21 protein-coding genes are annotated in these 23,709 nt (G+C 69.9%); 15 read left to right on the top strand and 6 right to left on the bottom strand.

Features of this window, described 5'->3' with window-relative positions; translation table 11 throughout:
• Positions 1-110: 110 nt before the first annotated feature.
• Positions 111-830: a hypothetical protein gene (locus LCD35_RS01325; RefSeq protein WP_225043595.1), complete on the bottom strand. Its 720-nt coding sequence runs from the start codon at positions 828-830 to the stop codon at positions 111-113.
• 290 nt (positions 831-1,120) lie between these two features.
• Entirely contained in the window at positions 1,121-1,750 is a 630-nt protein-coding gene (locus tag LCD35_RS01330) for a TetR/AcrR family transcriptional regulator (protein WP_224958313.1), read from the bottom strand.
• Positions 1,751-1,850: 100 nt separating this feature from the next.
• Between LCD35_RS01330 and LCD35_RS01335 the strand changes: the two genes are divergently transcribed.
• From LCD35_RS01335 to LCD35_RS01345, 3 genes are all read left to right on the top strand, one after another.
• Positions 1,851-3,344, top strand: a complete 1,494-nt coding sequence (locus tag LCD35_RS01335; protein ID WP_225043596.1) for an NAD(P)/FAD-dependent oxidoreductase — start codon at positions 1,851-1,853, stop codon at positions 3,342-3,344.
• A gap of 112 nt (positions 3,345-3,456) precedes the next feature.
• The gene (locus tag LCD35_RS01340; RefSeq protein ID WP_225043597.1) at positions 3,457-4,164 is read left to right on the top strand and encodes a DUF6319 family protein; all 708 of its coding nucleotides are present in this window, start codon (positions 3,457-3,459) and stop codon (positions 4,162-4,164) included.
• 331 nt (positions 4,165-4,495) lie between these two features.
• On the top strand, positions 4,496-4,891 hold the full coding sequence (locus LCD35_RS01345) for a hypothetical protein (RefSeq protein WP_224958325.1): 396 nt from the start codon (positions 4,496-4,498) through the stop codon (positions 4,889-4,891).
• A 16-nt stretch (positions 4,892-4,907) separates the two neighbouring features.
• Here LCD35_RS01345 and LCD35_RS01350 read toward each other — a convergent pair whose 3' ends face one another.
• Positions 4,908-5,288, bottom strand: coding sequence for a hypothetical protein (locus LCD35_RS01350; protein WP_225043598.1), 381 nt, complete (start codon positions 5,286-5,288; stop codon positions 4,908-4,910).
• 411 nt (positions 5,289-5,699) lie between these two features.
• Here LCD35_RS01350 and LCD35_RS01355 point away from each other — a divergent pair, with 411 nt between their 5' ends.
• A complete protein-coding gene (locus tag LCD35_RS01355) occupies positions 5,700-7,772 on the top strand; it encodes a transglycosylase domain-containing protein (protein WP_224958326.1) in 2,073 nt (690 codons plus the stop codon).
• 252 nt (positions 7,773-8,024) lie between these two features.
• On the opposite strand, the gene LCD35_RS01360 is transcribed toward LCD35_RS01355, so the two are convergent.
• Entirely contained in the window at positions 8,025-8,972 is a 948-nt protein-coding gene (locus LCD35_RS01360) for a CPBP family intramembrane glutamic endopeptidase (RefSeq protein ID WP_255623189.1), read from the bottom strand.
• Between the two features lie 106 nt (positions 8,973-9,078).
• Between LCD35_RS01360 and LCD35_RS01365 the strand changes: the two genes are divergently transcribed.
• The 4 genes from LCD35_RS01365 to LCD35_RS01380 all read left to right on the top strand — a co-directional run bounded on the left by LCD35_RS01365 (position 9,079) and on the right by LCD35_RS01380 (position 13,105).
• Entirely contained in the window at positions 9,079-10,437 is a 1,359-nt protein-coding gene (locus tag LCD35_RS01365) for a serine hydrolase (protein WP_225043600.1), read from the top strand.
• 116 nt (positions 10,438-10,553) lie between these two features.
• A complete protein-coding gene (locus LCD35_RS01370; RefSeq protein ID WP_224958320.1) occupies positions 10,554-11,654 on the top strand; it encodes a 3-deoxy-7-phosphoheptulonate synthase in 1,101 nt (366 codons plus the stop codon).
• A 28-nt stretch (positions 11,655-11,682) separates the two neighbouring features.
• Entirely contained in the window at positions 11,683-12,114 is a 432-nt protein-coding gene (gene arfB, locus LCD35_RS01375) for an alternative ribosome rescue aminoacyl-tRNA hydrolase ArfB (RefSeq protein ID WP_224958321.1), read from the top strand.
• A 61-nt stretch (positions 12,115-12,175) separates the two neighbouring features.
• Positions 12,176-13,105 (top strand): patatin-like phospholipase family protein, encoded by a 930-nt coding sequence (locus tag LCD35_RS01380; protein WP_224977510.1) that lies wholly within the window; start codon positions 12,176-12,178, stop codon positions 13,103-13,105.
• Positions 13,106-13,278: 173 nt separating this feature from the next.
• Here LCD35_RS01380 and LCD35_RS01385 read toward each other — a convergent pair whose 3' ends face one another.
• Positions 13,279-14,241, bottom strand: coding sequence for a hypothetical protein (locus tag LCD35_RS01385; RefSeq protein ID WP_225043601.1), 963 nt, complete (start codon positions 14,239-14,241; stop codon positions 13,279-13,281).
• A 216-nt stretch (positions 14,242-14,457) separates the two neighbouring features.
• On the opposite strand from LCD35_RS01385, the gene LCD35_RS01390 reads away from it, so the two are divergent.
• On the top strand, positions 14,458-15,756 hold the full coding sequence (locus LCD35_RS01390; RefSeq protein ID WP_224958324.1) for a S1C family serine protease: 1,299 nt from the start codon (positions 14,458-14,460) through the stop codon (positions 15,754-15,756).
• Between the two features lie 54 nt (positions 15,757-15,810).
• Here LCD35_RS01390 and LCD35_RS01395 read toward each other — a convergent pair whose 3' ends face one another.
• Entirely contained in the window at positions 15,811-17,247 is a 1,437-nt protein-coding gene (locus LCD35_RS01395) for an alpha/beta hydrolase (protein ID WP_224977507.1), read from the bottom strand.
• Between the two features lie 100 nt (positions 17,248-17,347).
• Here LCD35_RS01395 and LCD35_RS01400 point away from each other — a divergent pair, with 100 nt between their 5' ends.
• Genes LCD35_RS01400 through LCD35_RS01425 form a run of 6 tightly spaced genes read left to right on the top strand, consistent with a single transcriptional unit; the run spans position 17,348 to position 23,600 of the window.
• On the top strand, positions 17,348-18,616 hold the full coding sequence (locus LCD35_RS01400; protein WP_224960626.1) for an ATP-grasp domain-containing protein: 1,269 nt from the start codon (positions 17,348-17,350) through the stop codon (positions 18,614-18,616).
• The gene (locus LCD35_RS01405) at positions 18,613-19,443 is read left to right on the top strand and encodes a hypothetical protein (protein ID WP_224960627.1); all 831 of its coding nucleotides are present in this window, start codon (positions 18,613-18,615) and stop codon (positions 19,441-19,443) included. The genes LCD35_RS01400 and LCD35_RS01405 overlap by 4 nt, the downstream gene beginning before the upstream one ends.
• A 53-nt stretch (positions 19,444-19,496) precedes the next feature.
• Positions 19,497-20,525, top strand: coding sequence for a PLP-dependent cysteine synthase family protein (locus LCD35_RS01410; RefSeq protein ID WP_224960634.1), 1,029 nt, complete (start codon positions 19,497-19,499; stop codon positions 20,523-20,525).
• Positions 20,522-21,550 (top strand): dipeptide epimerase, encoded by a 1,029-nt coding sequence (locus LCD35_RS01415; protein WP_224960630.1) that lies wholly within the window; start codon positions 20,522-20,524, stop codon positions 21,548-21,550. The genes LCD35_RS01410 and LCD35_RS01415 overlap by 4 nt, the downstream gene beginning before the upstream one ends.
• Positions 21,547-22,836, top strand: coding sequence for an MFS transporter (locus tag LCD35_RS01420; RefSeq protein ID WP_224960631.1), 1,290 nt, complete (start codon positions 21,547-21,549; stop codon positions 22,834-22,836). Before LCD35_RS01415 ends, LCD35_RS01420 begins: the two co-directional genes overlap by 4 nt.
• On the top strand, positions 22,812-23,600 hold the full coding sequence (locus LCD35_RS01425) for a trans-aconitate 2-methyltransferase (protein WP_224960633.1): 789 nt from the start codon (positions 22,812-22,814) through the stop codon (positions 23,598-23,600). The genes LCD35_RS01420 and LCD35_RS01425 overlap by 25 nt, the downstream gene beginning before the upstream one ends.
• Positions 23,601-23,709 lie beyond the last annotated feature (109 nt).

Below are 23,709 nucleotides of genomic sequence, written 5' to 3' on the forward strand. Positions count from 1 at the left end.
CGGCCGGCCGCCCGGCCGCCGCGCGGCGGCGCGGCACGCCGGCGCGGCTGGGCGCGGCGCGCCCCCTTTTTGCGGGGGTCGGGGCGCGCCGCGGCGCGCCCGTTCTCAGGTCAGCGCTGTCCGGGCAGCTGCGGCAGCCCGGTGGCGAGGCCGTGCACGACCTGCCCGGGAACGGACGTGAGCTCGTCGGCCTTGGTCATGTCGGCGACCTTGCCCGCGGCGGGCACCACGTCGCCGACCTTCGGCAGGTCGCCACCGCGGAAGTCGTGCTTGAGCAGTTCGTCGGGCCGGGCCGCCGGGCCCACCGTGTAGCCCTGCGCGGCGGTGAGCGCGACCGCGGTGTCCCCGGTGGACACGCCCTGGTGGTCGGGCTGTCGCGGGCCGATCTCGCCCTTGAGGAATCCCCCGCCGGGGGCGTGCGAGTCGACGATGCCGGTGTGCCGCGGCTCGACGTCGAAACCGATGGTCGGGCGGGTCTTGGTGAGCCCTTCGACCCGGAGCCGCTCGTCGCCGATGTGCTGCGAGATGCGGGTCAGCTTGGCTTCGTCGAGCTGCTTGCCGTCGCGGAGCTCACCGGCCACGCCGTGCGTGGTGGTGACGATGTCGGCGCCGACCTGCTTGACGACGTTCGGCGCTTCGGCGCGCAGCTGCGCGTCGACGCAGGGCGCCTTGGTGCTGTTGAAACCCGGAGCGTCCTGCGCGCTGCAGGCGTTCACCGGCACGGTGGCACCGATGGTGTCGGGCACCGTGGACAGGTCCGGCTTGGCCAGGTCGGGAGTGGGCGCTGCCGAGGCGGTGCCTGCCCCGACTGCGGCGAATCCCGCAGCCACGACGGCTGCTTGCAGGGTGCGCGTGGTCCAGGGGCGCAAGATCAGTTCTCCTTGGTGTCGCGGGTGGGGCTCGGTTCCCGGCCCGGCGCCGGGGTGCGGTGCCGGGACGGGAACCTCGTGAAGCCGCCCGGTGCGGGTGCCGACGACCCGATCGGGTCATGCGCCAACTCCAGACGATCAACGCGCTCCACATCGGCGCTTTGCGAACCGACCTTGATCCCTCGATAGGGGATGCCGCTCGATCGAGTGGTTTTGGCCCGCTCGTCCTGCGGAGGGAGGTGCGGGCTGGTTCAGGCCTGCGCGACGAGGCTCGGGCTGATCAGGGCCATCAGGTGCCGGGTGGCCTCTTCGGCGGTGATCTCGGAGCGCTTCTCGCGCCAGAGGGCGAGCCGCTCACACGCGCCGATGATCGATTCGGCGAAGGCTTCCAGCTGCACCTGGTCCAGGTCGGGCCGGGACGCTTCGAGCAGCCGGGCGGTGAGGTCGGTCTGCTGCTGCCGGGTGGCTTCGAGCGCGGTGTTGACGGTGGCGAGCGGGATGGCGGCTTCGGTGCGCAGCAGCGCCCAGGACTGGGCGTGCTCGTCGCTGAAGCGGAAGAAGGCGAGCAGGCAGTCGTGCAGCAGCTGGTGGGCGTTCTCGCCGGCTCCGGCAGCGGCTTCGGTGGTGGCCTCGAGCAGTTCGCGCCGGGCGCGTTCGACGCAGGCGAGCAGCAGCCCTTCCTTGGAGCCGAAGTACTCGTACAGCATCGGTTTGGACAGCCCGACCCGGTTCGCGATGTCGTCCATGGAGCTGGCCTGGTAGCCGTTGGTGGCGAACACCTGCTCGGCGACGGCCAGTATCTGCTGCTCCCGCTCCGCCCGGGGGAGGCGTTTGCGTCGTCCTGCCGGGGCGGAGTGGTCGTCGGCGTGCTGCACGTTCACGGTTCCGACCTTATCGAGAATCGGTCCACCGAACCCTACCGAAGGTAACCTACTCATAGTAGGCTACTTGGAAGTAGGTGGCTGATCAGGGAGGGCTGGAATGACACAGGCGTCGGCACAGCGGTACGACACGTCCGTCGTCATCGTGGGCACCGGGTTCGCCGGCATCGGCACGGCGATCAAGCTCAAGGAAGCGGGCATCCACGACTTCATCGTGCTCGAGAAGAACGACGACCTCGGTGGCACCTGGCGCGACAACACCTACCCGGGCTGCGCCTGCGACGTCCCGTCGCTGATGTACTCGTTCTCCTTCGAGCAGAACCCGAACTGGTCCAGGCTGTTCGCCCAGCAGCAGGAGATCTGGGACTACCTCCAGCACTGCGCCGACAAGTACGGCATTCGCGAGCACATCCACTACGGGGTCGAGTTCACCGGCGCCGAGTACGACGAAGACCGCCGCAACTGGCACGTGCGCACCGCCTCCGGCACCGAGTACGTCGGCCGCGCGCTCGTCTCCGGCGTCGGCGCCCTCCACATCCCGAGCTATCCGGAAGTCGACGGCATCGAGCGCTTCCAGGGCGAGGTGTTCCACTCCGCGCAGTGGAACCACGACTACGACCTCGAAGGCAAGCGGGTCGCCGTCATCGGCACCGGTGCCAGCGCCATCCAGTTCGTGCCCCAGGTCGCCGAGCAGGCCGCCAAGCTGCACCTGTTCCAGCGGACCCCGCCGTGGGTGCAGCCCAAGCCCGACCGCGAGATCCCGCGGAGCATCCGCACGCTGTTCCGCCGCGTCCCGTTCGCGCAGCGCATCGCGCGCGCCGCCGTCTACTGGGTCCTCGAACTCCGCTCCGTCGCCGTGCTGCGCAGCAAACTGCTCGGGAAGATCTCCGAACACCTCGCCAAGCGCTACATCCGCAGCGTCGTGCGCGACCCGCAGGTGCGCGAAGCCGTCATCCCGCGCTACTCCATGGGCTGCAAGCGGATCCTGCTCTCCAGCGACTACTACCCGGCGCTGAACAAGCCCAACGTCGACCTGCGCACCAGCGGCGTCGCCGAGGTCAAGGAGAACTCGATCGTCACCGGCGACGGCGAGGAACACCCCGTCGACGCCATCATCTACGGCACCGGATTCCACGTCACCGACGCGTTCGACCACCTCGAGATCGTCGGGCGCGGCGGGCGCAAGCTGCAGGACGCCTGGAAGAACGGCATGCAGGCGCACCTGGGCATCACCGTCTCCGGCTTCCCCAACCTGTTCTTCCTGCTCGGCCCGAACACCGGCCTCGGGCACAACTCGGTCGTGTTCATGATCGAATCGCAGATCAACTACGTGCTCAGCTGCCTGCGGCCGATCCTGCGCGGCGACGTCGACCAGGTAGACGTGCGGCAATCCGTGCAGGACGAGTTCAACGACAGGATCCAGCACCAGCTCGGCGGGGCCGTCTGGTCCGCCGGTGGCTGCCAGAGCTGGTACCTCGACGTCAACGGCGTCAACCGCACCATCTGGCCCGGCTTCACCTGGAACTACTGGCTGCGCACCCGCAAGGCCGACCCAGCGGACTTCGAGGTCACCGCCGCGCCCGGGCACCGTTGATGGTTCGCACGGGCGTTCGATATAGTCGGGTCCGTCATTGCTGGAACAGCCCCGGCTGACTTCACCCGGTGTGGGGCCGGAGGACGGGGCGCACCCTGAGCTAGGGGCTCCGATGCCACAGGCCCGCACGCTGACGTCCGACGAGATCAGCGGACTCCGCGACGAACTCACCTCCGGCGGCACGCCGACCGTGTGGTTCACCGCCACCGCCGTCGGAGTGCCCGAAGGGCGCTCCGGCAAGGTCGTCGCCCTCGACGACCCGGCCGAAGGCGACTTCATCCAGATCCGCCCGGCCGGGTCCAAGGACGTGCTGTCCTTCTCCGCCGCCGAGGTGACCGTCGTCAAACCGCCGCGCAAGCGCAAGGAAACGCAACCCGTCGCCGCCGCCCGCACTCCCGAACCACCGCGAGCCGCGGCCACCGCGCCCGAACCGCAGCCCGCCGCGCCGCAACCGGCCGCGAAGACCCGCGAACCGCAGCCGGCCACCAAGCCGGCGCCCGCCGCCGACGACACCTCGAAATCCGCCCCGGCGGCGAACCGGCGCAAGCCGAAACCGCCCGCCGGCGCCACCGTGATCCTCACCGCGGACCAGGCCGGACAGTGGAACGTCGAAGTCAGCACCGGCAAGAAGCGCGTGCTGCGGCCCACCCCCGTGTCCACCTCCGCCGTGGCGCAAGCCGCGAAATCCCTGCACGAAGAGGTCGCGGCCGCCGTCGAACCACTGCTGGAAGCCGCCCGGGAACAGCAGCGGGAGCGCGTCGAACAGCTCGAACGACAGCTCGCCGAGGCGCAGCGGATGCTGCACGAACTCACCGAATGAACCCCGGAGCCGAGGCGGGGTGACAGGAAGGTTCCCTTCCTCGCATCGGTGGCAGAAAGGTTCCCTTGCTCGCACCGGCCCACGCCGGTGAATCATGCCCTGCGGTGTGGCAGGAAGGTTCCCCTCCGCGCGGAGATGACAGGAAGGTGCCCTTCCTCGCACGGAGGCCCGGAACGCATGCCCGGACGCGTCGGCGCAGTCCAAGGCGGCACCGCCGCACGACGTCCGCCCCGCGGTGACAGGAAGGTTCCCTTGTTCGCCATCACCGCCCCCGGCCCGCGCGCCTGACGACCCGCGCCGCGGGACGCCTAGAATCGTCGGCGTGAGACGGATGCTGACCCCGCGCTGGCTGCTGCTGCACGCGCTGTTCGTGGCGGCGGCCATCGCCACCGGCTTCCTCGCGTGGTGGCAGTGGGACCGGGCGCACGAGGCGGGCGGCAGCTTCCAGAACCTCGGCTACGCCTTGCAGTGGCCGCTGTTCGGCGTGTTCACCGTGTGCATGTGGGTCTGGCTGATCCGGATGGAGCTGCGCGGCGGCCAGGACGCGCCGGTCGCGGTGCCCGAACCCGCCTCGGAACCCGAGACCCCGGCGGCGGAGGACGCCCGGCCGCGACGACGTCCGCTGGTGCCCCCGCCGGCGCGCTCGGTCGACGCGGACGAGGATCCGGAGCTCGCCGAGTACAACCGCTACCTGGCCGAGCTCGACCGAGCGGACCGCCAGGGCTGAATCCGCGGGCGGCGGCTCAGTTGAACGTGATGTCGCCGTTGATCTGCTCGGTCTGCACGAGGGTCCGCACCTCGCCGGAGTTCTGGTTGACCACGCGGCTCTGCGAGGCGGACAGCTCCACATGCACGCTGCTGCCCGTCGCGCGCACCTCCGCGTCGAACTCGGGGTCGTCCTGCGCCACCCGGTCCAGCCGTTCCGCCAAGGCCTTGATCTGCGGTTCGCCCGCCGAGGGCTGCTCGGCGGCGGTCAGCGCGGCCATCGTCTCCGGGTCGGAGTCGCCGCGGCGCCGCAGCAAGCTCCGCACCTTGGCCAGTGCGCTCTGCGCGGCGGTGCCCAGCGCGACGGCGAGTTGCCCGCCGAGCGCGTTCGCCAGCGAATCGAAGAACGGGTCGACCATCAGCCCCTCCGCACGGTTAGTCGAACCCCAGTGTAGTCGGCCGATCACGGGCGGCGTGCTCGTTCCGGCGGATCGGGCGCACGTCGCTCGTCCCCGGGGACCGCTGGTCGTGATGTCCGATGGCGGAGGTATGGGGCGGTTGCGCCGCACGGCGGATTTTCCTCGCGGTGCCAGGGGGAACGCCGGTTCCGGAAGGTCGGCCGGAGGTCGGCGCCGACCAGCCGGTGTGATATCAACGAAGGGACCGATGGAGCAGGTTCGGCGATCTCACGGCAGAGCCGCCGCGTCTCCCGGAACGTTCGGAACCGCCGCCCTGGCGCACCTACCCGGGCCTGCGGTCAGCGGTCGAGATCAGGTCGTCATGGACATGCGGTGATTGGGGCAGGCGTGCGCAGCGGCGTGCTGTTGAAGATGTTCGGGCTGTGCGTACTGGCCGGTGTGCTGGTGGCGTTCCTCATGATGCCGATGGCCACCGGCGCTGGAGCGGTGGTCAACCAGGCCACCGACGCGATGTCGAGCATGTCCAGCTCGCTCGCCAAGCGGGACATGCCGCAGGTGTCGGTGGTCACCGACAAGGACGGCGAACCCATCGCGCACTTCTTCAAGGACTACCGGGTCGAGACCAAGCCCGAGCAGATCTCCGGGTACATGAAGGCCGCGATCACCGCTGTCGAGGACAAGCGCTTCTGGAACCACGACGGCGTCGACTGGCAGGGCACCGTCCGCGCCCTCGCCAAGAACGTCAGCACCGGTGGCACCGCCCAGGGCGCGTCCACGATCACCCAGCAGTACGTGAAGAACTACCTGGTGCACGTGGTCGCGCAGAACGAGGTCGACGCGGAGAAGGCCAAGGAGACGACGATCGCGCGGAAGCTGCGCGAGGCGAAGATCGCCGTCGAGCTCGAACGCACCATGACCAAGGAGGAGATCCTCACCGGCTACCTGAACGTGGTGCCGGTCGGGAACCAGACCTTCGGCGTGGGCGCGGGCGCCCAGACCTACTTCGGCACCACCCCGGACAAGCTGACGATCGCGCAGTCCGCCCTGCTCGCCGCCATCGTCAACCAGCCCGGATCGCTCAACCCGCGGACCAATCCGGACGAGGCGATGGAACGCCGGAACCTCGTCATCGACCTCATGACGGACCCGCACAACCGGCTCCGGATCAGCGAAGAGGACGCCAAGGTCGCGAAGGAGGAGCCGCTCGGGCTCACCCCGCAGCTGGGTCGCCCGCCGAACGGTTGCGTCGGCATCGGGGACGGCACCACCGACGGGTTCTTCTGCGAATACGTGCGCCACTACCTGGAGAAGTCCGGCATCGACGACGACGAGCTGGAGACCGGCGGCTACACCATCCGCACCACGCTGGACCGCAACGCCAGCGACGCCGCGAAGGAAGCCGCCAAGAAGCAGGTGCCCACCCAGACCGACGGCATCGCCAACGCCATGGCCGTCGTCGAACCCGGCACCGACAAGCACAAGGTCCGCGCGCTCGTCGCCAACCGCGACTTCGGCAACGATCCCGCAGCCGGGCAGACCGCGTACGACATCGTCAGCCGGGTGCAGCCGTTCGGCGCCGGCTCGATCTACAAGGTGTTCACCGCGGCCACCGCGCTCGAACAGGGCATGACCATCGCGGACAACGTGCCGGTGCCCGCCACCTACACGTCCCGCGTCTACAAGAACGGGACCAACCCCTACACCGTCGGCAACGCCGAAGGCGTCCAGCCGGGGGACCGCACCTTGCAGATGGCGCTGGCGACCTCGCCGAACACCGGCTTCGTCGCGCTCCAGGAGAAGGTCGGGCTCAACAACGTCGTCGACATGGCTTCCCGGCTCGGCCTGCGGCAGGGGATGAACGGGGTGAACAGCGCAGGCTCCACCCTCAAAAAGGACGGTTCCAACGGGCCCGCCCAAGCCGAAGCCGTCAAGAAGAACAAGCGCGGCGCCTTCACCCTCGGCTACACGCCCACCAGCGTGCTCGAACTGTCCAACGTGGCCGCCACCATCATGAGCGGCGGCACCTACTGCCCGCCGACGCCGCTGGAAGAGATCCAGGACCGCAACGGCAATGACGTCCCCATCAAGGAAGCGGCCTGCGAACAGGCGATCTCGCCGGAAGTCGCGGGTCAGCTCGCGCAAGGCATGAGCAAGGACGACACCGAAGGCACCTCCAAGGCCGCGGCCACGGCCGCCGGCTGGACCCGGCCCATGATCGGCAAGACCGGGACCACCCAGGAGAGCAAGTCCGCCGCGTTCCTCGCCGCGACCCCGCAGATGGCCGGAGCGGTGCTCACCTACGCCGACGGATCGCGCCCCCGCGGCATCTGCGACGCGGGTGGCGACGCACCGCCGTTCCTGTGCAGCGACGGCAACATCTTCGGTGGCAAGGTGCCCGCCCGGACCTGGTTCGACGCCATGAACAGGATCCACCAGGACCTGCCCGTGGCACCGCTTCCCGGTGGGCCACCGCCTGCGCCGTGATCGCCATCTGATCGGGGAGGGGCCGTCCGCATCGTGCGGGCGGCCCCTCCGCACGTTCGGCCCCGCCCGGTGACAGGAAGGTTCCCTTCACCGCGGAGGTGACCGGAAGGTTCCCTTTCTCATCGACGTGGCGGGAGACGGCACCTTCGCCGCAGGTGTGGCAGGAAGGTTCCCTTCATCGCCGACGTGACAGGAAGGTTCCCTTCCGCGCGCTCGTGCCGGCGCCGGTTCCGGTGCTCACTCCTCGGTCGCTCAGCGACGGCTGAGCCTGCGAACGCCGCGGGTCAAGCCGGGCTCCTCGTCCGGCGGCGGGACCGGGAGCTTCCCCAGCAGCACCAGAACCAAGATCGCCAACGCGAGCACGATCCAGCCGGACCAGCCGAGCAGCCCCGACGTCACGTTGTTCACCGGGCTGCCCGCAGCGCTGAACAGAACGCCGAAACCAGCGGCCGCGTTCACGAAACCGTGCGCGATCGCCGCAGGCCACACGCTGCCCGACGACAACCGCAGCCACCCCAGGAGCGCACTCAGCAAGCTGCAGAAGCAGCCCATCATGATGAAGGCGACCACCACCGGGGCGTTCGGGTAGTTGTAGCCGAGAACGAGCAGCGGAGCGTGCCACAGGGCCCACAGGACGCCCGTCACCAGGAACGCGCCCGGCTGACCCAACGGCAACAACGCCGACGTCAGGTAGCCGCGCCAGCCCACTTCTTCGCCCGCCGCGGGAATCACGTTCAACCAGCCGAGGAAGAACACCTGGGCCAATTGGATCAGCGCCAGCGACGGCGCTGACGGCGCGTTCTCGCCCACCACACCGAGCTGTTCGGACAGCCCTGAGAACCCGGTCCAATCCGCCTGGTACACGCCGAACAAGGCGCCCAGCAGCAGTGCGAGCAACATCAGCACCGGCGGACCGAGCCAGGCCAGCAGCGCACGCCCCCACCACTTCCGGAGGCCGCCCGCACCGGTGACACCCAACTCGCGCAGCGGCGCAGGCCGCGGACTGATCCACTTCGTGACCACCACCGCGGACAAGGCGGGCACGAACATCATGACCACGAGCAGCAGCGGAGCCCACTCCCAGGTCAACCCCGTCCCCGTGACCCACATCGGAAGGGTCAGCGCCCACGTCACCGCGTAGGTCAACCCGAGGAAACTCAGCACGCCACGAACATCAACCCGATCGCCCACAGGTCCCATCCTGCCAACCACCCCACGTCCCCTCCACGAGAGGAAGGGAACCTTCCTGCCACCAGTGACAGGAAGGTTCCCTTGCTCACCTGATGTCCGTGACAGCATGGGCGCCATGACGAGCTTGCTGCCTTCCACCGAACGAGCGCTGCTCAGGCGATTGGCCGTCGAGCAGAGCCAGAACCGGGTGCCGTCGCTGATCGCCGGCATCGTCCGCGACGGCGAAACGCTCTGGACGGGCAGCCGAGGCCTGGTAGCCGGGGCGGCACCCACCTCGGACACGCAGTACCGCATCGGGTCCATCACCAAATCGCTCGTCGCCGTCGCCGTACTGCGGCTCCGCGACGAGGGCTTGCTCAACCTGGAGGACAAGCTCGACCAACACGTCCCGGGCACCGCCGTCGGCGATCGCAGCATCGCCCGCCTGCTCTCGCACACCAGCGGCATGAGCGCGGAGCCCGCCGGGGACTGGTGGGAACGCACCGAAGGCGGCCCGGTCGAAGAGCTGCTCGCCGGTGTCGACCAACAGGCGATCCGGCCACGGCCCAGGCACGGGTTCCACTACTCCAACACCGGGTTCGGCGTGCTCGGCGAGCTGGTCGCCAGGCTGCGCGGTCGTTCTTGGTACGAGTCGGTCCGGCAGGAGGTCCTCGAACCGCTGGGGATGACCAGGACCACCTTCCACCCCGAGGCGCCCCACGCGCAGGGGTGGGCGGTCCATCCGTGGGCCGACGTGCTGCTGCCGGAGCCCGCCGAGGACGGTGGTGCCATGGCGCCCGCGGGCCAGCTGTGGTCGACCGTGGACGACATGCTCCGGTGGGCTCGTTTCGTCGCCGGTGAAACCGCTGACGTGCTGCACCCCGACACGGTCGCCGAGATGCGAGCTGCGGGCGCGGTCGACGACGGGGACGTCTGGCGTGCCGGGTACGGGCTCGGGCTGCAGCTGATCAGGCATCAGGGGCGGAGGCTCGCCGGGCACACCGGATCCATGCCGGGGTTCCTCGCTACCGTCATGGCCGATCCTGCTGATCGAACCGGGATCATCTTCATGGCCAACACCACGGCGGGTGTTTCCTCGGCGCTGGTGACCGACCTGCTCGACCTGCTGGAAGCGCACGAACCGCGCATCCCCGAGCCGTGGGTACCTCGAGCCGAGGTTGAGGCCGGACTGCTCGAGCTGACCGGGCAGTGGTTCTGGGGACCTTCGCCGTACGTGCTCCGGATCCTGCCCGACGGTCTGCTAGATCTGGTGCCGTGGCAGGGACGCGGCCGGGCTTCTCGCTTCCGCCGGGATCACGAAGGGCGGTGGATCGGTCTGGATGGCTATTACTCCGGTGAGGAACTCCGGATCGGCCGGTCCGCCGACGGGAACGTCAGCCATCTGGATCTGAACACGTTCATCTTCACCCGGACGCCCTACGACCCGGACGCGCCGGTGCCGGGTGGGGTGGCGGGCTGGACCAGCACTCCCTGAAGAGGATTGCGGAGATGAGGAAGGGAACCTTTCTGCCACCGGTGGCAGAAAGGTTCCCTTCCTCACACCGCACGGCGATCAAATTAGGTTAGGCTTACCTGGTTATGGGAGGTGGGATGTCCGAGCACCCGTCGATCGACGTCGTGCCCATGTCCGGAGGATCCGTCGTAGCGGTCACCTCGCCGGCCGCGCTGTCGGCCGAGCTGCCGGTCGATCAGGCGGCCACGAGCAAGATCGCCGATTGGCGCAGGTCGATCGCGGAAGTGCTCGCCGGCGAAGACGACCGGGTGCTCGCCGTGGTCGGCCCCTGCTCGCTGCACGACGCCGCGGCGACGCGGCAGTACGCGAGCCGCCTGCGCGGACTCGCAGCCGAACTCAGCGACGAGCTCTTCGTGGTGATGCGCGCCTACCTGGAAAAGCCACGCACCACGGTCGGCTGGACCGGGCTGCTCGCCGACCCTGGCTTGGACGGCAGCGCCGACATCGAGACGGGATTGCGCACCTCCCGCCGATTACTGCTCGAACTCGCCGACCTGGATCTTCCGACCGCGACCGAATGGGTCAGCCCCATCGCGCCGGACTACCTCGGTGACCTGATCAGCTACGGAGCGATCGGCGCGCGAACGGTGGAAAGCCAGGTGCACCGCCAGCTGACCAGCGCGCTGCCGATGCCGATCGGCATGAAGAACGGGACCAGCGGCTCGCTGCAGGCAGCGGTCGACGCCATCGTCGCCGCCCGGCACCCGCACAGCTTCCTCGCCTCCGGGGCGGACGGCGCCGTGACCTGGGTGCGCAGCATCGGGAACCCGGCTGCGCACATCATCCTGCGTGGCGGTGCGACCGGACCCAACTACGACGCCACGTCCGTGCGGAAAGCCGTCGGCAAACTGCGCTCGGCAGGCGTGCCACCAGCAGTGGTGGTGGACGCCAGCCACGGCAACAGCGGCAAGGACCACACCAGGCAGCCGTCGGTGGTCGCCGCGGTCGGCGACCAGATCGCAAGCGGTACGGCAGCGATCCGCGGGGTGATGGTGGAGAGCTTCCTCGTCCCTGGCAGGCAGGACATCGGGGCTGCACGCCCGCTCCGGTTCGGGCAGAGCATCACCGACGCGTGCCTCGGCTGGGACGACACCGCGGCAGTGCTGCGCGACCTCGCCGCCTCGGTGCGGGCGTCGCGGCGGACGTGCGACTCCGCGAACTGGCTGCAGCTGGCCTGAACGCCGCCGGTGCGGCCATGCTGGGACGGTGCCCGAAGATCTGCGCATCACCCCCAGGCTGACCGTGCCGGCAGCCGAGTTGTCCGAACGGTTCTCGCGTTCCTCGGGGCCCGGCGGTCAACACGTCAACACCTCCGACTCCCGCGTCGAGCTCACCTTCGACCTGGCCGGCTCCAGCCTGCCCGAACGAGAACGCCACCGGGCGCTCGCCCAGCTGGAATCCCGGCTGGTCGACGGTGCCATCACCATCGCCGCATCCGAACACCGCAGCCAGCTGCTCAACCGCACCGCAGCGCGGGAACGCCTCGCACAACTGCTCGCCGACGCCGTCGCACCCGAGCCGCCGACCCGTCGCCGCACCAAACCCACAGCCGGATCACGACGTCGGCGCATCGCCGCCAAGAAGCGCCGCGGTCAGGTCAAGCAATGGCGCCGACGCGGTGACCCCGGAGACAGCTGAAGCGCTCATCCCGCAACTCCGGCTAGCCTCGACCGCACGACGAGCAGAGAGGGTGACGCTCATGCGCACAGCTTGGGTGCTTCCTGGCGGATCGACGTTCGGAGCCGTCCAAGCAGGCCTCGCCACGGCGCTGTTCGAAGCCGGCGTCGAACCCGACCTCCTAGTAGGCACCTCGGCGGGATCGCTGAACGCCGCCTGGCTCGCCGGTGACCCTTCCGGCGGCGGAGCGGAAAGCCTGCGCGCGGTGTGGAGCTCCATGCGGCGCTCCGACATCTTCCCGATCCAACCCGCGCGCATACTCGCCGGAAAGCTCGGCATCACCAACCACCTGATGACCAGCACCGGACTGGCGCGCTGGCTGCACCGAACCCTCCCGTACCGAACCTTCGAGCAAACCGCGATCCCGCTCACCGTCACCGCGACCGACGTCGACACCGGCACCGCCGTCTACTTCGACCACGGGCCGGTGCTGCCGCCGCTCGTCGCATCCTGTTCCATCCCCGGGCTTTTTCCGCCGTTCCGTGTCAACGACCGGTGGCTGGTAGACGGTGGTGTCGCGGCGTTCATGCCGATCAGCAGGGCCGTCGAGCTCGGCGCGGAACGGGTCTTCGTACTCCCGTGCGGCGGAACCGAACCGTTCGAACACCGGCCTGGAAAACGCGGCGGCCACATCGTCACCAGTCCCTCGACGCCTACGATCCCGCCCCGGTCGGTCAGCGGGGTCAGCGGCGCCGCGCTCGGAGCGGCGATGCTCAACGCGGCACGACTCGACGTGCAGCTCAACTCCACGCGATGCGAGCTGTACATCCTGCCCGCGCCCGCCACGGTGGGACTCTCGCCCTACTCGTTCGCCCACTCCGCGGCGCTCATCGAAGCCGCCTGGGATGTCGCAGCGACCTGGTATCCGCGGGCGCGTCCGGTGCCTGCGGGGGTCGTCGACAGCTCTGGGAAGCCGGAACGAGTGGGGAAGACCGCCCTGACTCCCAACTGATCTGCTTTGGAGCAAGGGAACCTTCCTGTCATCTGTGCCAGAAAGGTTCCCTTGCTCCTGCACGGATGTCGTTCGTGAGGGATTGCAGGTAGCCCGCGCAGTTTGGGCATGCGAGATGCCCGGAGGCGTCTGTTGCCCTCCGGGTAGGCGTCCGTTTTCACCTATCGTTCGGATCAAGCTCCTTCGGCGATGGCGCGGACGAGAACGTTGGGACGTGGTCTCAGAGTCGCGGCTCGATACGCTCGTCCGATGGCGGCGAGAGCCTCGTCAGGTCTCTGCATGACGTCGACGGGCAAGATCTGCACGACTGCCACGCCGTGTGCCGCGTACCGGGTGTTCCGCCGTGTCGTAGCGGCGAAATCGGCCCGCGACGAGTGGTATGCGAACGAGTCGAATTCGACGGCGAGGCCGACGTCGTCGAACCAGGCGTCGGGCATGCCGACGTAACGCCCGTCGGGATCGAACAGCGATGTGTTCCACGAGGGATCGGGCAGGTCGGCCCTTTTGAGTAACTCGAAAGCTCGCAGCTCAGCGATGGAACGGACGTCGGCGGTCATCGCCCGGAGGATCTCCCGTGGCAACCCGGTTCCTCGCCGAGAGCCGTGTTCCATTTCCTCGTTGAGGGCCCGTGGCGAACATCCCGGCGCCCGTTGGATCGCTTCCACGAGCAATGCCTCCGTCGATCGGCGGGACTGCCAGGTGCGGGCGGCATCTATGACGGCCCGAGGCGCGGGGGCGACCGGAATGTCGTCGATGGTGATCGGTGGCGGCGGGCGCGTGGTGCGTTCGAACCTGACCAGTTCGCTGCTCTGGATCTTCTTGGTGTGCGGGATGAGGATGTGGACCGGAGCGTTCTCGTCCGGCGTTTCGAGACCGTGCATCCGTGCCGCGTGCATGCCCGTGACCATGGCGGACGGGCCGGCACGTAGTAGTGCAGCCGCTATCAGATCGTCTGCGGTGGGCGGGCCCGGCATGACCAGGACGATTCCGGGGAGCAGACGCGTCCATGGTCCGTCGGCGCGTCCCCGCCGATAGCTGGTCGATTGCGAGACGCCGAGCCTTTCCAGTTCGGCGACGTGAAACACGCGTCGCGGAGCGGAATGCGGAGCATCCTTGATGATCACTGTCGATGACATGTGATCACTATCGGTCATGTCGAGTGACGAGGGGGCTCGCGCATTCGTCGGTGTGTCGGCGGCACTCGCACCCCGCGAAGCAGAAGGAGCAAGGGAACCTTTCTGCCGCCCGTGACGGGAAGGTTCCCTTGCTCCGTAGTTGAGCGCGGCTGGGTTGAGGGCGAATCACCAGGCAACGCAAAGCTTGTTCTCAGCCTGGTGGAGCACTGTCGGCTCATGGCTGACAACGATTTCGCAGGCGCAGGGGACCGGTTCGCAGCGGACGTGCCGTCGGGAGGTGGTCGCGGCGCGACCTCGGCACCGTGGGAATCGGCTACTCCTCAAGGTCAGCAGCCGACCGGGTTCTCGAGTGAGCGGAGACCACGCCTCGGCGGTGTTTCGGCGGGCACGGTCGTCGTAGCGCTGCTCGCCGGACTCGTCGGTGGTGCTGCCGGATTCGGCGGAAGTTTGTTGCTGGGAACGTCCGGGAGCTCGGGATCGCCGGTGTTGAACCAGCACGATTCCACCGTCGGCGCGCAGGTCAGTTCGCAGAGCGGAACCGTCCAGTTCGCGGCGGAGAAGGCGTCGAAGAGCACCGTGGACATCGCGGTGTCGTCGCGTTCCGGCAGCGCGGAGGGAACGGGAGTGGTGCTGACCGCCGATGGTTACGTGTTGACGAACAACCACGTGGTGAGCAGCGGCGGAGATATTTCCGTCACCCTGCCGGATGGGAAGAAGTCGGCTGGTGAGGTCGTCGGGACGGCCCCGTCGTACGACTTGGCGGTGATCAAGCTGGCTGGTGTCGACGGGCTCACCGCAGCGGAGTTGGGCAAGTCCTCGAACCTGGCGGTCGGGCAGACCGCGGTGGCGATCGGTTCGCCGCTGGGGCTCGAAGGCACGGTCACTTCGGGCATCGTGAGTGCGCTCGACCGCACGGTGGAGGTGTCGTCGGACGACGGCCAGGCGGTCGTATACAACGGAATCCAGACGGATGCGTCGATCAACCCGGGTAATTCGGGTGGGCCGTTGGTGAATCTCGACGGGCAGGTGATCGGGATCAACTCGAGCATCCAGTCGAACACCTCGGGTGAATCCAGCGCGGGCAACATCGGGTTGGGTTTCTCGATTCCGATCGACACGGCGAGCAGGGTCGCCGGCGAGATCATCGAATCGGGGGCGGCGATGAAGCCGCAGCTCGGTGTCACGGGCACGGATGGCGAGTCCGGCAATGCCGTGATCAGCACTGTCAGCGCGGGTTCCGCGGCGGAGAAGGCGGGGCTCCGGCAGGGGGACACGATCCTGGAGGTGGACGGCAAAGCGGTCAGTGCGTTCTCGGATCTGATCGCCCAGATCGGTTCCAGCGAGCCTGGCGGGAAGGTGGTTCTCACCGTCGGCGACGCGCAGGGCGGCAATGCCCATCCGGTCGAAGTCACGTTGGGAAGCGTCCGGGACTCGGAGCCGGAGACGACCACGCAACGCCCCGGGGTGCAGAGCCCGTACCAGTGGCCGGGCGGACAGTTCCCGTACGGCCGTTGACGGAGCGAGCAAGGGAACCTTCCTGTCACCGGTGACAGGAAGGTTCCCTTGCTCTCACGGTGCGGGGTGGGTGGGGCAGTGCTTCTCCACCCCCGGCACCACCCCCTCCACCAGGTACCGCCCCGCAGCCGAGTCGAGGCAGTCGTCGCGTTGGCTGGCGAAGGCCCCGTGGGAGCGGCTGCCGTCGAGGACGACGAGGCTGGATCCGGGGAGCCGTCGTTGCATGCGCCGCGCGCCGTCGAGGGGCGTGGTCGGGTCGTGTTCGGCTTGGGTGAGCAGCACAGGTGGCATGTCGGGGTGCCCGAGCCGGGTGGGTTCGCGGGGCGGCGCCCAGTAGGCGCAGGTGGCGGCTTCGAGCCCGGTGAGGATGGGTTGGGGGTCGACGGCGCGCAGCGCGCGGATGCTGCCGATGACGTCGGCGGGCCGGGGTCGGGTGCTGTCGGCGCATTTGATGGTGCGCAGCGCGGATTCGTAGTTGTGGTCGTCGGGTTCGGCAGGGCGCAGCGCGGTGTCGTCGCCGGTGCGGACGTAGTGGCTGAGGGCTTGTGCGAAGGGTTCCCACCGTTCGGTGCGGGAGAGGGTGCGGTAGACGACGCGGTCGAATTCGTCGGGGCCGAAGGTGTCGTGGGGGAGTGCGGCGCGGGTGTCGAGGTAGTGCTGCCGGACGGTGCGCCGGTCGTGGCCGAGTCCGAGCCCGGGCCGGGCGGCGATCCAGTCGAAGAGCGCGTCGCGTTGTTCGATCATGGCGAGGGCTTGGCGGGTGTCGAAGTCGTGCCAGTCGTCGGGGCTGACGACGCTGTCGAGCACCATGCGGCCGACGTGCCGGGGGTGGTGGGCGGCGTAGGCGGCGCCGAGGTAGGTGCCGTAGGAGACGCCGAGGTAGTTGAGCCGCGGTTCGCGCAGTGCGAGCCGGATCCGTTCCATGTCGTGCGCGGTGTTGGTGGTGTTGATGTGGCCGAGCGCGGCCCCGATGCCGCGCGCGCAATCGTCGGCGATGGCGCGGAGTCCGCGCAGGTGGGCGCGCTCCTGTTCGGGATCGGTGGGCACCGGATCGGGCCGGGGGTGCTGGTAGAGCCCGCCGGCGGGTCCGCAGTCGACGGGGGCGCTGCGGCCGGTGCCGCGCGGGTCGAAGCCGATGATGTCGTAGCTGCGTTGGACGGCGGTGGGGAGTTTGGCGCGTTTGCTCTCGGCGTAGTCGGTGCCGGTGCCGCCGGGTCCGCCGGGGTTGACGAGGAGTGCGCCGCGTCGTTCTTCGGGTGTGCCGCTGGCGGGGATGCGGGTGAGGGCGAGGGTGATGCTCGGCCCGTCGGGGGCGGCGTGGTCGAGCGGGACCCGCAAGTGTCCGCATTGGACTGATGGATCGTCGGTGATTCCGTCCGGGCAGGTGCCGAATCCGGGGTCGGGCGCCGCCATGGCGGCGGGGGCGGGCGCGAGTGCGGCGAGCAGCAGGGTGAGCAGCGGGATGGTGCCGCCGCGACGCGAGATGAACACGCTGAGTGACTCCAGTGCTACCTGAATGGGGTTTGCGAAGGAGTATTGAACATGATTATCGTTACCGTCCGCTAGTGGTAAACCATGCGGAGGAGTCGGAGTGGGTCACCTGCTGATGGTGGAAAGCTGGGTCGGGGCGATGAGCACCCTGCTGCCCAGAGGTATCCGGGACGGAGGCCACCGCTTCAGCTTCCTCACCCGGGACGTGCACCACTACCTGCGTGCCTGGAACCGGCCGGGCGCCCACCCGCTGCTCGGCGCGCAGAACGTGCTCACCGCCGAGACCAACGACGTGCCGTCCCTCGTGGAGCACGTGGCGAAATTGCAGCCCGCGCTCCGGTTCGACGGCGTGCTCACCTCCTGCGACTACTACCTGGGCGCGGTCGCGCACCTCGCGCGGCACCTCGGCCTGCCGGGATCTCCGCCGGAAGCGGTGGAGCTGGCCTGCAACAAGGACCGGACCCGGCTGGCGTTGCGCGAAGCGGGAGTTCCCGGGCCCGCGTTCGCGCTCGCCGACAGCGCGTCCGGGCTGCGCGAAACGGCCGTCGCCCTCGGCTTCCCGCTCGTGGTCAAACCGGTCGACCTGTGCGCGGGCATGTTCGTGCGCAAGGTGTCCGACGAAGCCGAACTCGCCGAGGCCGTTCGTGACCTGGAGGGCTTCCCGGTGAACGCCCGCGGCCAGCGCCGCAGCCCCACCGTGCTGCTGGAGGAACTGCTCACCGGGCCGGAAGTGAGCGTCGAAGCCGTCACCTCCCACGGACGAACGACCGTCATCGGCGTGACCGACAAGAGCGTCGGCGGCGCACCCTGGTTCGTCGAGACCGGGCACATGTTCCCCGCCGCCCTCGACGCCGCCACCGAACGAGCCGCCACCTCGATCGCCGTCGACGCCATCGCCGCGCTCGGCCTCGACAACACGGCCACCCACACCGAGCTCAAGCTCACCCCCGACGGGCCGCGCATCGTCGAGGTCAACCCGCGTCCCGCGGGCAACCAGATCACCGAGCTGATCCGCCGCGTCACCGGCATCGACCTGCCCGCGGTGCACGCCCGGCTCGCCGCCGGCGAACAGCCCGACCTGGCGCCGCACGCCACCGGTGCGGGCAGCGCGGCCATCTCGTTCCTGCTGCCGCCGCGCACCGGCCCGATCCGGCACATCGCCGGAGCCGAGCGGCTCGCCGGGACCGAGGGCGTCGTCGACAGCGTCGTCAAGGAACCCGGGCACGTGGCAGGCGCGGCGACCAGCAACAACAACTACCTCGGCCACGTGATGGCCACCGACCCGGCACCCGGGGCCGCGCGGGCTCGCGCCGAGGCGGCCGTCGGCTCCCTGGAAGTCGTCTACGCCGAGGATCTGGTCACCACATGAAGGACGCCTTCCTGTCACTGGACGGGTTCGCGGCGGCCGTGGGCGAGGGGTTCGCGGGCGACGAGGTCGGCGAAGCGGAGGTGAGCGTCGGCTTCCTCACCCAGCAAGGCGTCCGCCATTCCGGGCGTGGCCGCTCCTACCGGAACCACGTGCTGAGCCTCCGCGTCGAGGACGCCGTCGGCTCCTGCGCGGTGGAACCCGGGGAACTCACCGACGAGCAGGTCGTGGACTGTGTCGGCGCCCCCGTCGGGCGGCTGCTGCGGCACCCGCTTCCCGCGGTGCGCACCGCGGCGCTGGACGCCTACCTGATGTGGCGGTTCCCGCACCACGAGCACGCCGAGCAGGTCGCGCTGGAGCGCGGGAACTCGCTGCGGAAGTCCTTGCAGCGCGCCGAACTCGTCGTGGACCTGCTGCCGGACCAGGTGAACCGGGTGCTCGTGGTCGGGGTGGTGAACTCGCTGCTGCACCGGCTCCGGCACCGCGACCTCGACTACGTCCCCTGCGACCGCAAGGGCGGCAGCACCGAATGGGACGAGCCCATCGTCGGCGACGCCATGGCCGCCGTCGGTGGCTGCGATGCCGTGCTCGCCACCGGGATGCTCGCGGCGGGCGACACGTTCGCGCCGCTGCTGGAACACGTGCGCGCCACCGGAAAGCCGCTGGTCATGTTCGCCCAGACCGCGAGCGCGATCCTGCCGTGGTTCATCGGATCCGGCGTCACCGCCGTCTCCGCCGAGCCCTACCCGTTCTTCTGGCTCGACGGCGGCCCCGGCTCGATCTACCGCCACCGCGCCCCGATCACCCCGACCGGGAAGGACCCCCGTTGATCGACGTGAGCACGAGCCCGGCCCGCACCCCCAACCCGGACCTGCTGGAGCTGATGCGCGACACCCCGGTCAGCAGGGTCAGCACCCCGCTGCCGGACCACCACCCCGGATTCTGGGCGAAGCTCGAATGCCTCGGCGCGGGCGGTATGAAGGCGCGCGCCGCCATGTCCATGCTGCGCGGGGCCCGTGCCCGCGGGGAACTCCGGCCCGGCGCGCCCGTCGTCGAATCCACCAGCGGCACCCTCGGTGTCGGACTCGCCTTCGCCGGCCAAGCCCTCGGCCACCCCGTGGTGCTGGTCGTCGACCGGGAACTGGAACGCAGCATGCGGTCGTTGCTGCGCGCCCACGGCGTCCGCACCGAGGTCGTCGACCACCCGCACCCCGTCGGCGGCTGGCAGCAGGCCCGGCTGGACCGGGTGCACGAGCTGTGCGCGGAACTGCCCGGCTCCTACTGGCCCGACCAGTACAACAACCCGGACAACCCGGCGGGGTACGAGCGGCTCGCCGAAGAGCTCGTCGCCCAGCTCGGCACCGCCGACACCCTCGTGTGCAGCGTCGGGTCCGGTGGGCACAGCGCAGGCGTCATCCGCACGCTGCGCAGGCACTGGCCGCGGCTGCGGCTGATCGGCGTGGACACCGTCGGATCCACGATCTTCGGGCAGCCCGCGCGGCGGCGGCTCATGCGGGGACTCGGCAGCAGCATCTTCCCCCGCAACGTCGCCTACCCCGAATTCCACGAAGTGCACTGGATCGGCCCGGCCGAGGCCGTCGATGCCTGCCGCAGGCTCGCCGCCCACTCCTTCGTCAGCGGGGGCTGGAGCACCGGTGCGGTCGCGCTCGTCGCCGCGTGGGCCGCGCGGCGCGACCCCGGTTCCCGCGTCGCCACCGTCTTCCCCGACGGTCCGCACCGCTACCTCGACACGATCTTCGACGACGAGTTCTGCCAGGAGCACGGCCTGCTCGGCGGACGACCCGCGACGCGTCCCGTCGAGATCGCCGACCCGGCCGCGGTCGAAGTGCACGGCTGGGCCCGCTGCCGCGCGGTCCGCGACCCCGCCGGATCGGTGGAGGTGCCCGCGTGAAGCTCAGCGCACGCACCGGAACCCTGCGGCTGCGCGAGCCGTTCCGGATCTCCCGCTCCGTCATGCACGAACGGGACGCGGTGTGGATCGACCTCGAACACGGCGGCCGCACCGGGCACGGCGAAGCCGTCACCAGCGTCTACTACGACCTCGACGTGCCGCGGATCCTCGACCGGCTCGACGCGCTGCGCCCGCACGTCGAGAGCTGCACCGGACCCGACGAGCTCCTCGCCGGCATCGACGACTGGCCGGACGTCGAACCGGGAGTGCGCTGCGCCGTCGACGCCGCCGCCCACGACCTCGCCGCGCAGCACAGCGGCCGGACCGTGCAGGACCTCATCGGCGCACCACCCGTCGGCGGGCCCGCGACCGCCCGCACCATCGGCATCACCGGCACCGAGCACGCCGCGCGCACCGCGGCCGAGCTCACCGCCCGCGGATTCCGCGTCCTCAAGGTGAAGCTCGGCGACGGCCCCGACGAACAGGACCGGGTCGCCGCCGTCCGCGCCGCCGCCCCCGACGCGCAACTGCTGCTCGACCCCAACGGTGCGTGGGAACCCGAGCAGGCGCTGCGCCTGCTCGACGCCCTCGCCGTGCACGACATCGCGGCTGTCGAACAACCCATCCCGCCCGGCGACCCCGTCGAACTCGGCCGCGTCGCCCGGCACAGCCCCATTCCGGTGATCGCCGACGAGGACGCGCAGACCCTCGCCGACGTCCGGGCGCTCGGCTCGACCGTGCACGGGATCAACGTGAAACTCGCCAAGTGCGGCGGGATCCGCGCCGCCGTCGAGATCATCGACGCCGCGCGGTCCGCCGGGGCCGACGTGATGCTCGGATGCCTCGTCGCCAGTTCCCTCGGCATCGCACCCGCCGTGCACCTCGCCGGACACGCCCGCTGGATCGACCTCGACGGGCACCTGCTGCTCGCCGACGACCCGTGGGACGGCATCGGCGGCACCGGCGGGACGCTGCACATCACCCGCGAGCCCGGGCTCGGCGTGCGGCCGAAGGTGGCGGCATGACCACCTGGCGGCTCATCCGGAGCTTCCCGCTCGCGGTGCAGGTGCTGCTGGTCAACCAGCTCGGCGTCAACATCGGCTTCTACCTGCTCATCCCGTACCTCGCCGGCTACCTCGGGCACGACCTCGGCATGTCCGCGGCGCTCGTCGGCGTGGTGCTCGGGGTGCGCAACCTCAGCCAGCAAGGGCTGTTCCTCATCGGCGGCAGCGCCGCCGACCGGCTCGGGGCGCGTCGCGTCATCATCGCCGGCTGCGCGCTGCGCACCGTCGGGTTCGGGTTGTTCGCGCTCGGCAGTTCGCTGCCCGTGCTGCTCGCCGCCTCCGTCCTCAGCGGACTCGCCGGGGCGCTGTTCAACCCCGCGGTGCGCGCCTACCTCGCGCGCGAAGCGGGGGAGCGGCGAGCCGAAGCGTTCTCGCTGTTCAACGTGTTCGCCAACACCGGGGCGCTGATCGGGCCGCTGCTCGGCAGCGCACTCGTCCTCATCGGGTTCACCACGTCCGCGCTCGTCGCCGCGCTCGTGTTCGCACTGCTCACCGCCGCCCAGATCGCCGTGCTGCCGCGCCGGGACGTGCCGCCCTCGCGCGGCACCGTGCTCGGCGACTGGCGCGGCGTGCTCGGTGACAAGCGGTTCCTCCTGTTCACCCTCGCGCTGACCGGGATGTTCGCGCTGCAGAACCAGCTGTACCTGGTGCTGCCGATGGAAGCGGCCCGGCTCACCGGATCCAGCGGCACCGTCGCCGCCGTGTTCATCGTGTCCACAGTGGCCGGTCTGCTGCTGCAGGTGCGGATCACCCGGTACTTCCAGCGCACGTGGTCCCGGGGGAGCACCATCGCCGCAGGTATGGCGCTGATGGGGATCGCCTTCCTCGCCACCCTCGTCGCCGGCTTCGCGCTGCCCACCGCGACCTCCGTGCCCGACCCGGTCGGCGTGCTGCTGCGGCTCGGCCCCGTGCTGCTGGCCACCCTCGTGCTCACCACCGGGCTGATGCTGGCGCAACCCTTCGTCAACGACCTCATTCCCTCGTTCGGGCCGAATTCGCTGTCCGGCACCTACTTCGGGGTCTTCTACCTGGCCTCCGGGGTGACCGCCGCGGCGGGCAACGCCGCCATCGGGTGGATCAGCGACCTCGCCGGGACCACCGCGCCGTGGGCGCCGTCCGCGCTGTGCCTCGCGCTCGGACTGGTCTCCGCCGCCGCGGTCGCCCTGCTGCAGCGCCGTGGACTCGTCGGCCCGGAACCCGCCCCGCGACCAGGAGAGATCGCATGCGCGTCGACGCCAACTTCCTGACCGACAACCCCCGGCTGTACGAAGCGCAGTTCCCCGACCCCGAGCACCTCGCCGCACGATTCGTGCTCGACGTCCTCGCCCGCCGTGGCATCGGACACGGCGCACTGCTCGACATCGGGTGCGGCACGGGGCGCGACGCCGCGCACTGGGCCCGGAGCGGTTTTCACGTCACCGGGATCGACAATTCGCCGCGCATGATCGAACACGCCCGGGCGCGCTGCCCCGACGGCACCTTCCACCAGCGCGACATGCGCGAATTCCAGCTGGATCGCACGTTCGACGCGATCACTTGCCTGGACAGCGCATTCCTCTACTGCCACACCAACGACGAACTCGATTCCTTCCTCGGGCGGTGCCGGGACCATCTCCGTCCCGGCGGGGTGCTCGTCGCCGAAATGCGCAACGGTGCATTCTTCCTCGGGAGCACCGAACTGCTCGACGGAATTCGCGAGCGGACCGTCGAGTGGGAAGGCGTGCCGTACCGGTCGCGGACCCGGCTGTGGATCGACCACGCCGAACAGCTGCTGCGCCGAGAACGGGTGTGGGACTGGCCCGGGTGCGAGCGGGAACTCACCCAACGCTCCGCCTGGCGGCTGCTCTTCCCGCAAGAACTGCGTCGCATCCTGCACCAAGCGGGGTTCGAAGTGCTCGACCTCTTCGACCACCCCGGCCCGCGCACGGAACCGCCCTGGCACGCCGACGCGGCCCTCGGCACGTCGCTCGCGGGGGATCGGTTGCACCTGGTGGCCCGCCGCCCCACCTGACCAGCGGGTGCGGGGGGAGGGGCCCACACGCGCCCGGGGGGAGGGGGGGTTGCCGGGGCGCGGCCGGGGGGTAGATAGGTGGGGTGGGGTTGTTTTAAATTTTTTTTGT

Source organism: Saccharopolyspora sp. 6V, from assembly GCF_020176785.1.
Classification (GTDB): Bacteria; Actinomycetota; Actinomycetes; order Mycobacteriales; family Pseudonocardiaceae; genus Saccharopolyspora_C; species Saccharopolyspora_C gregorii.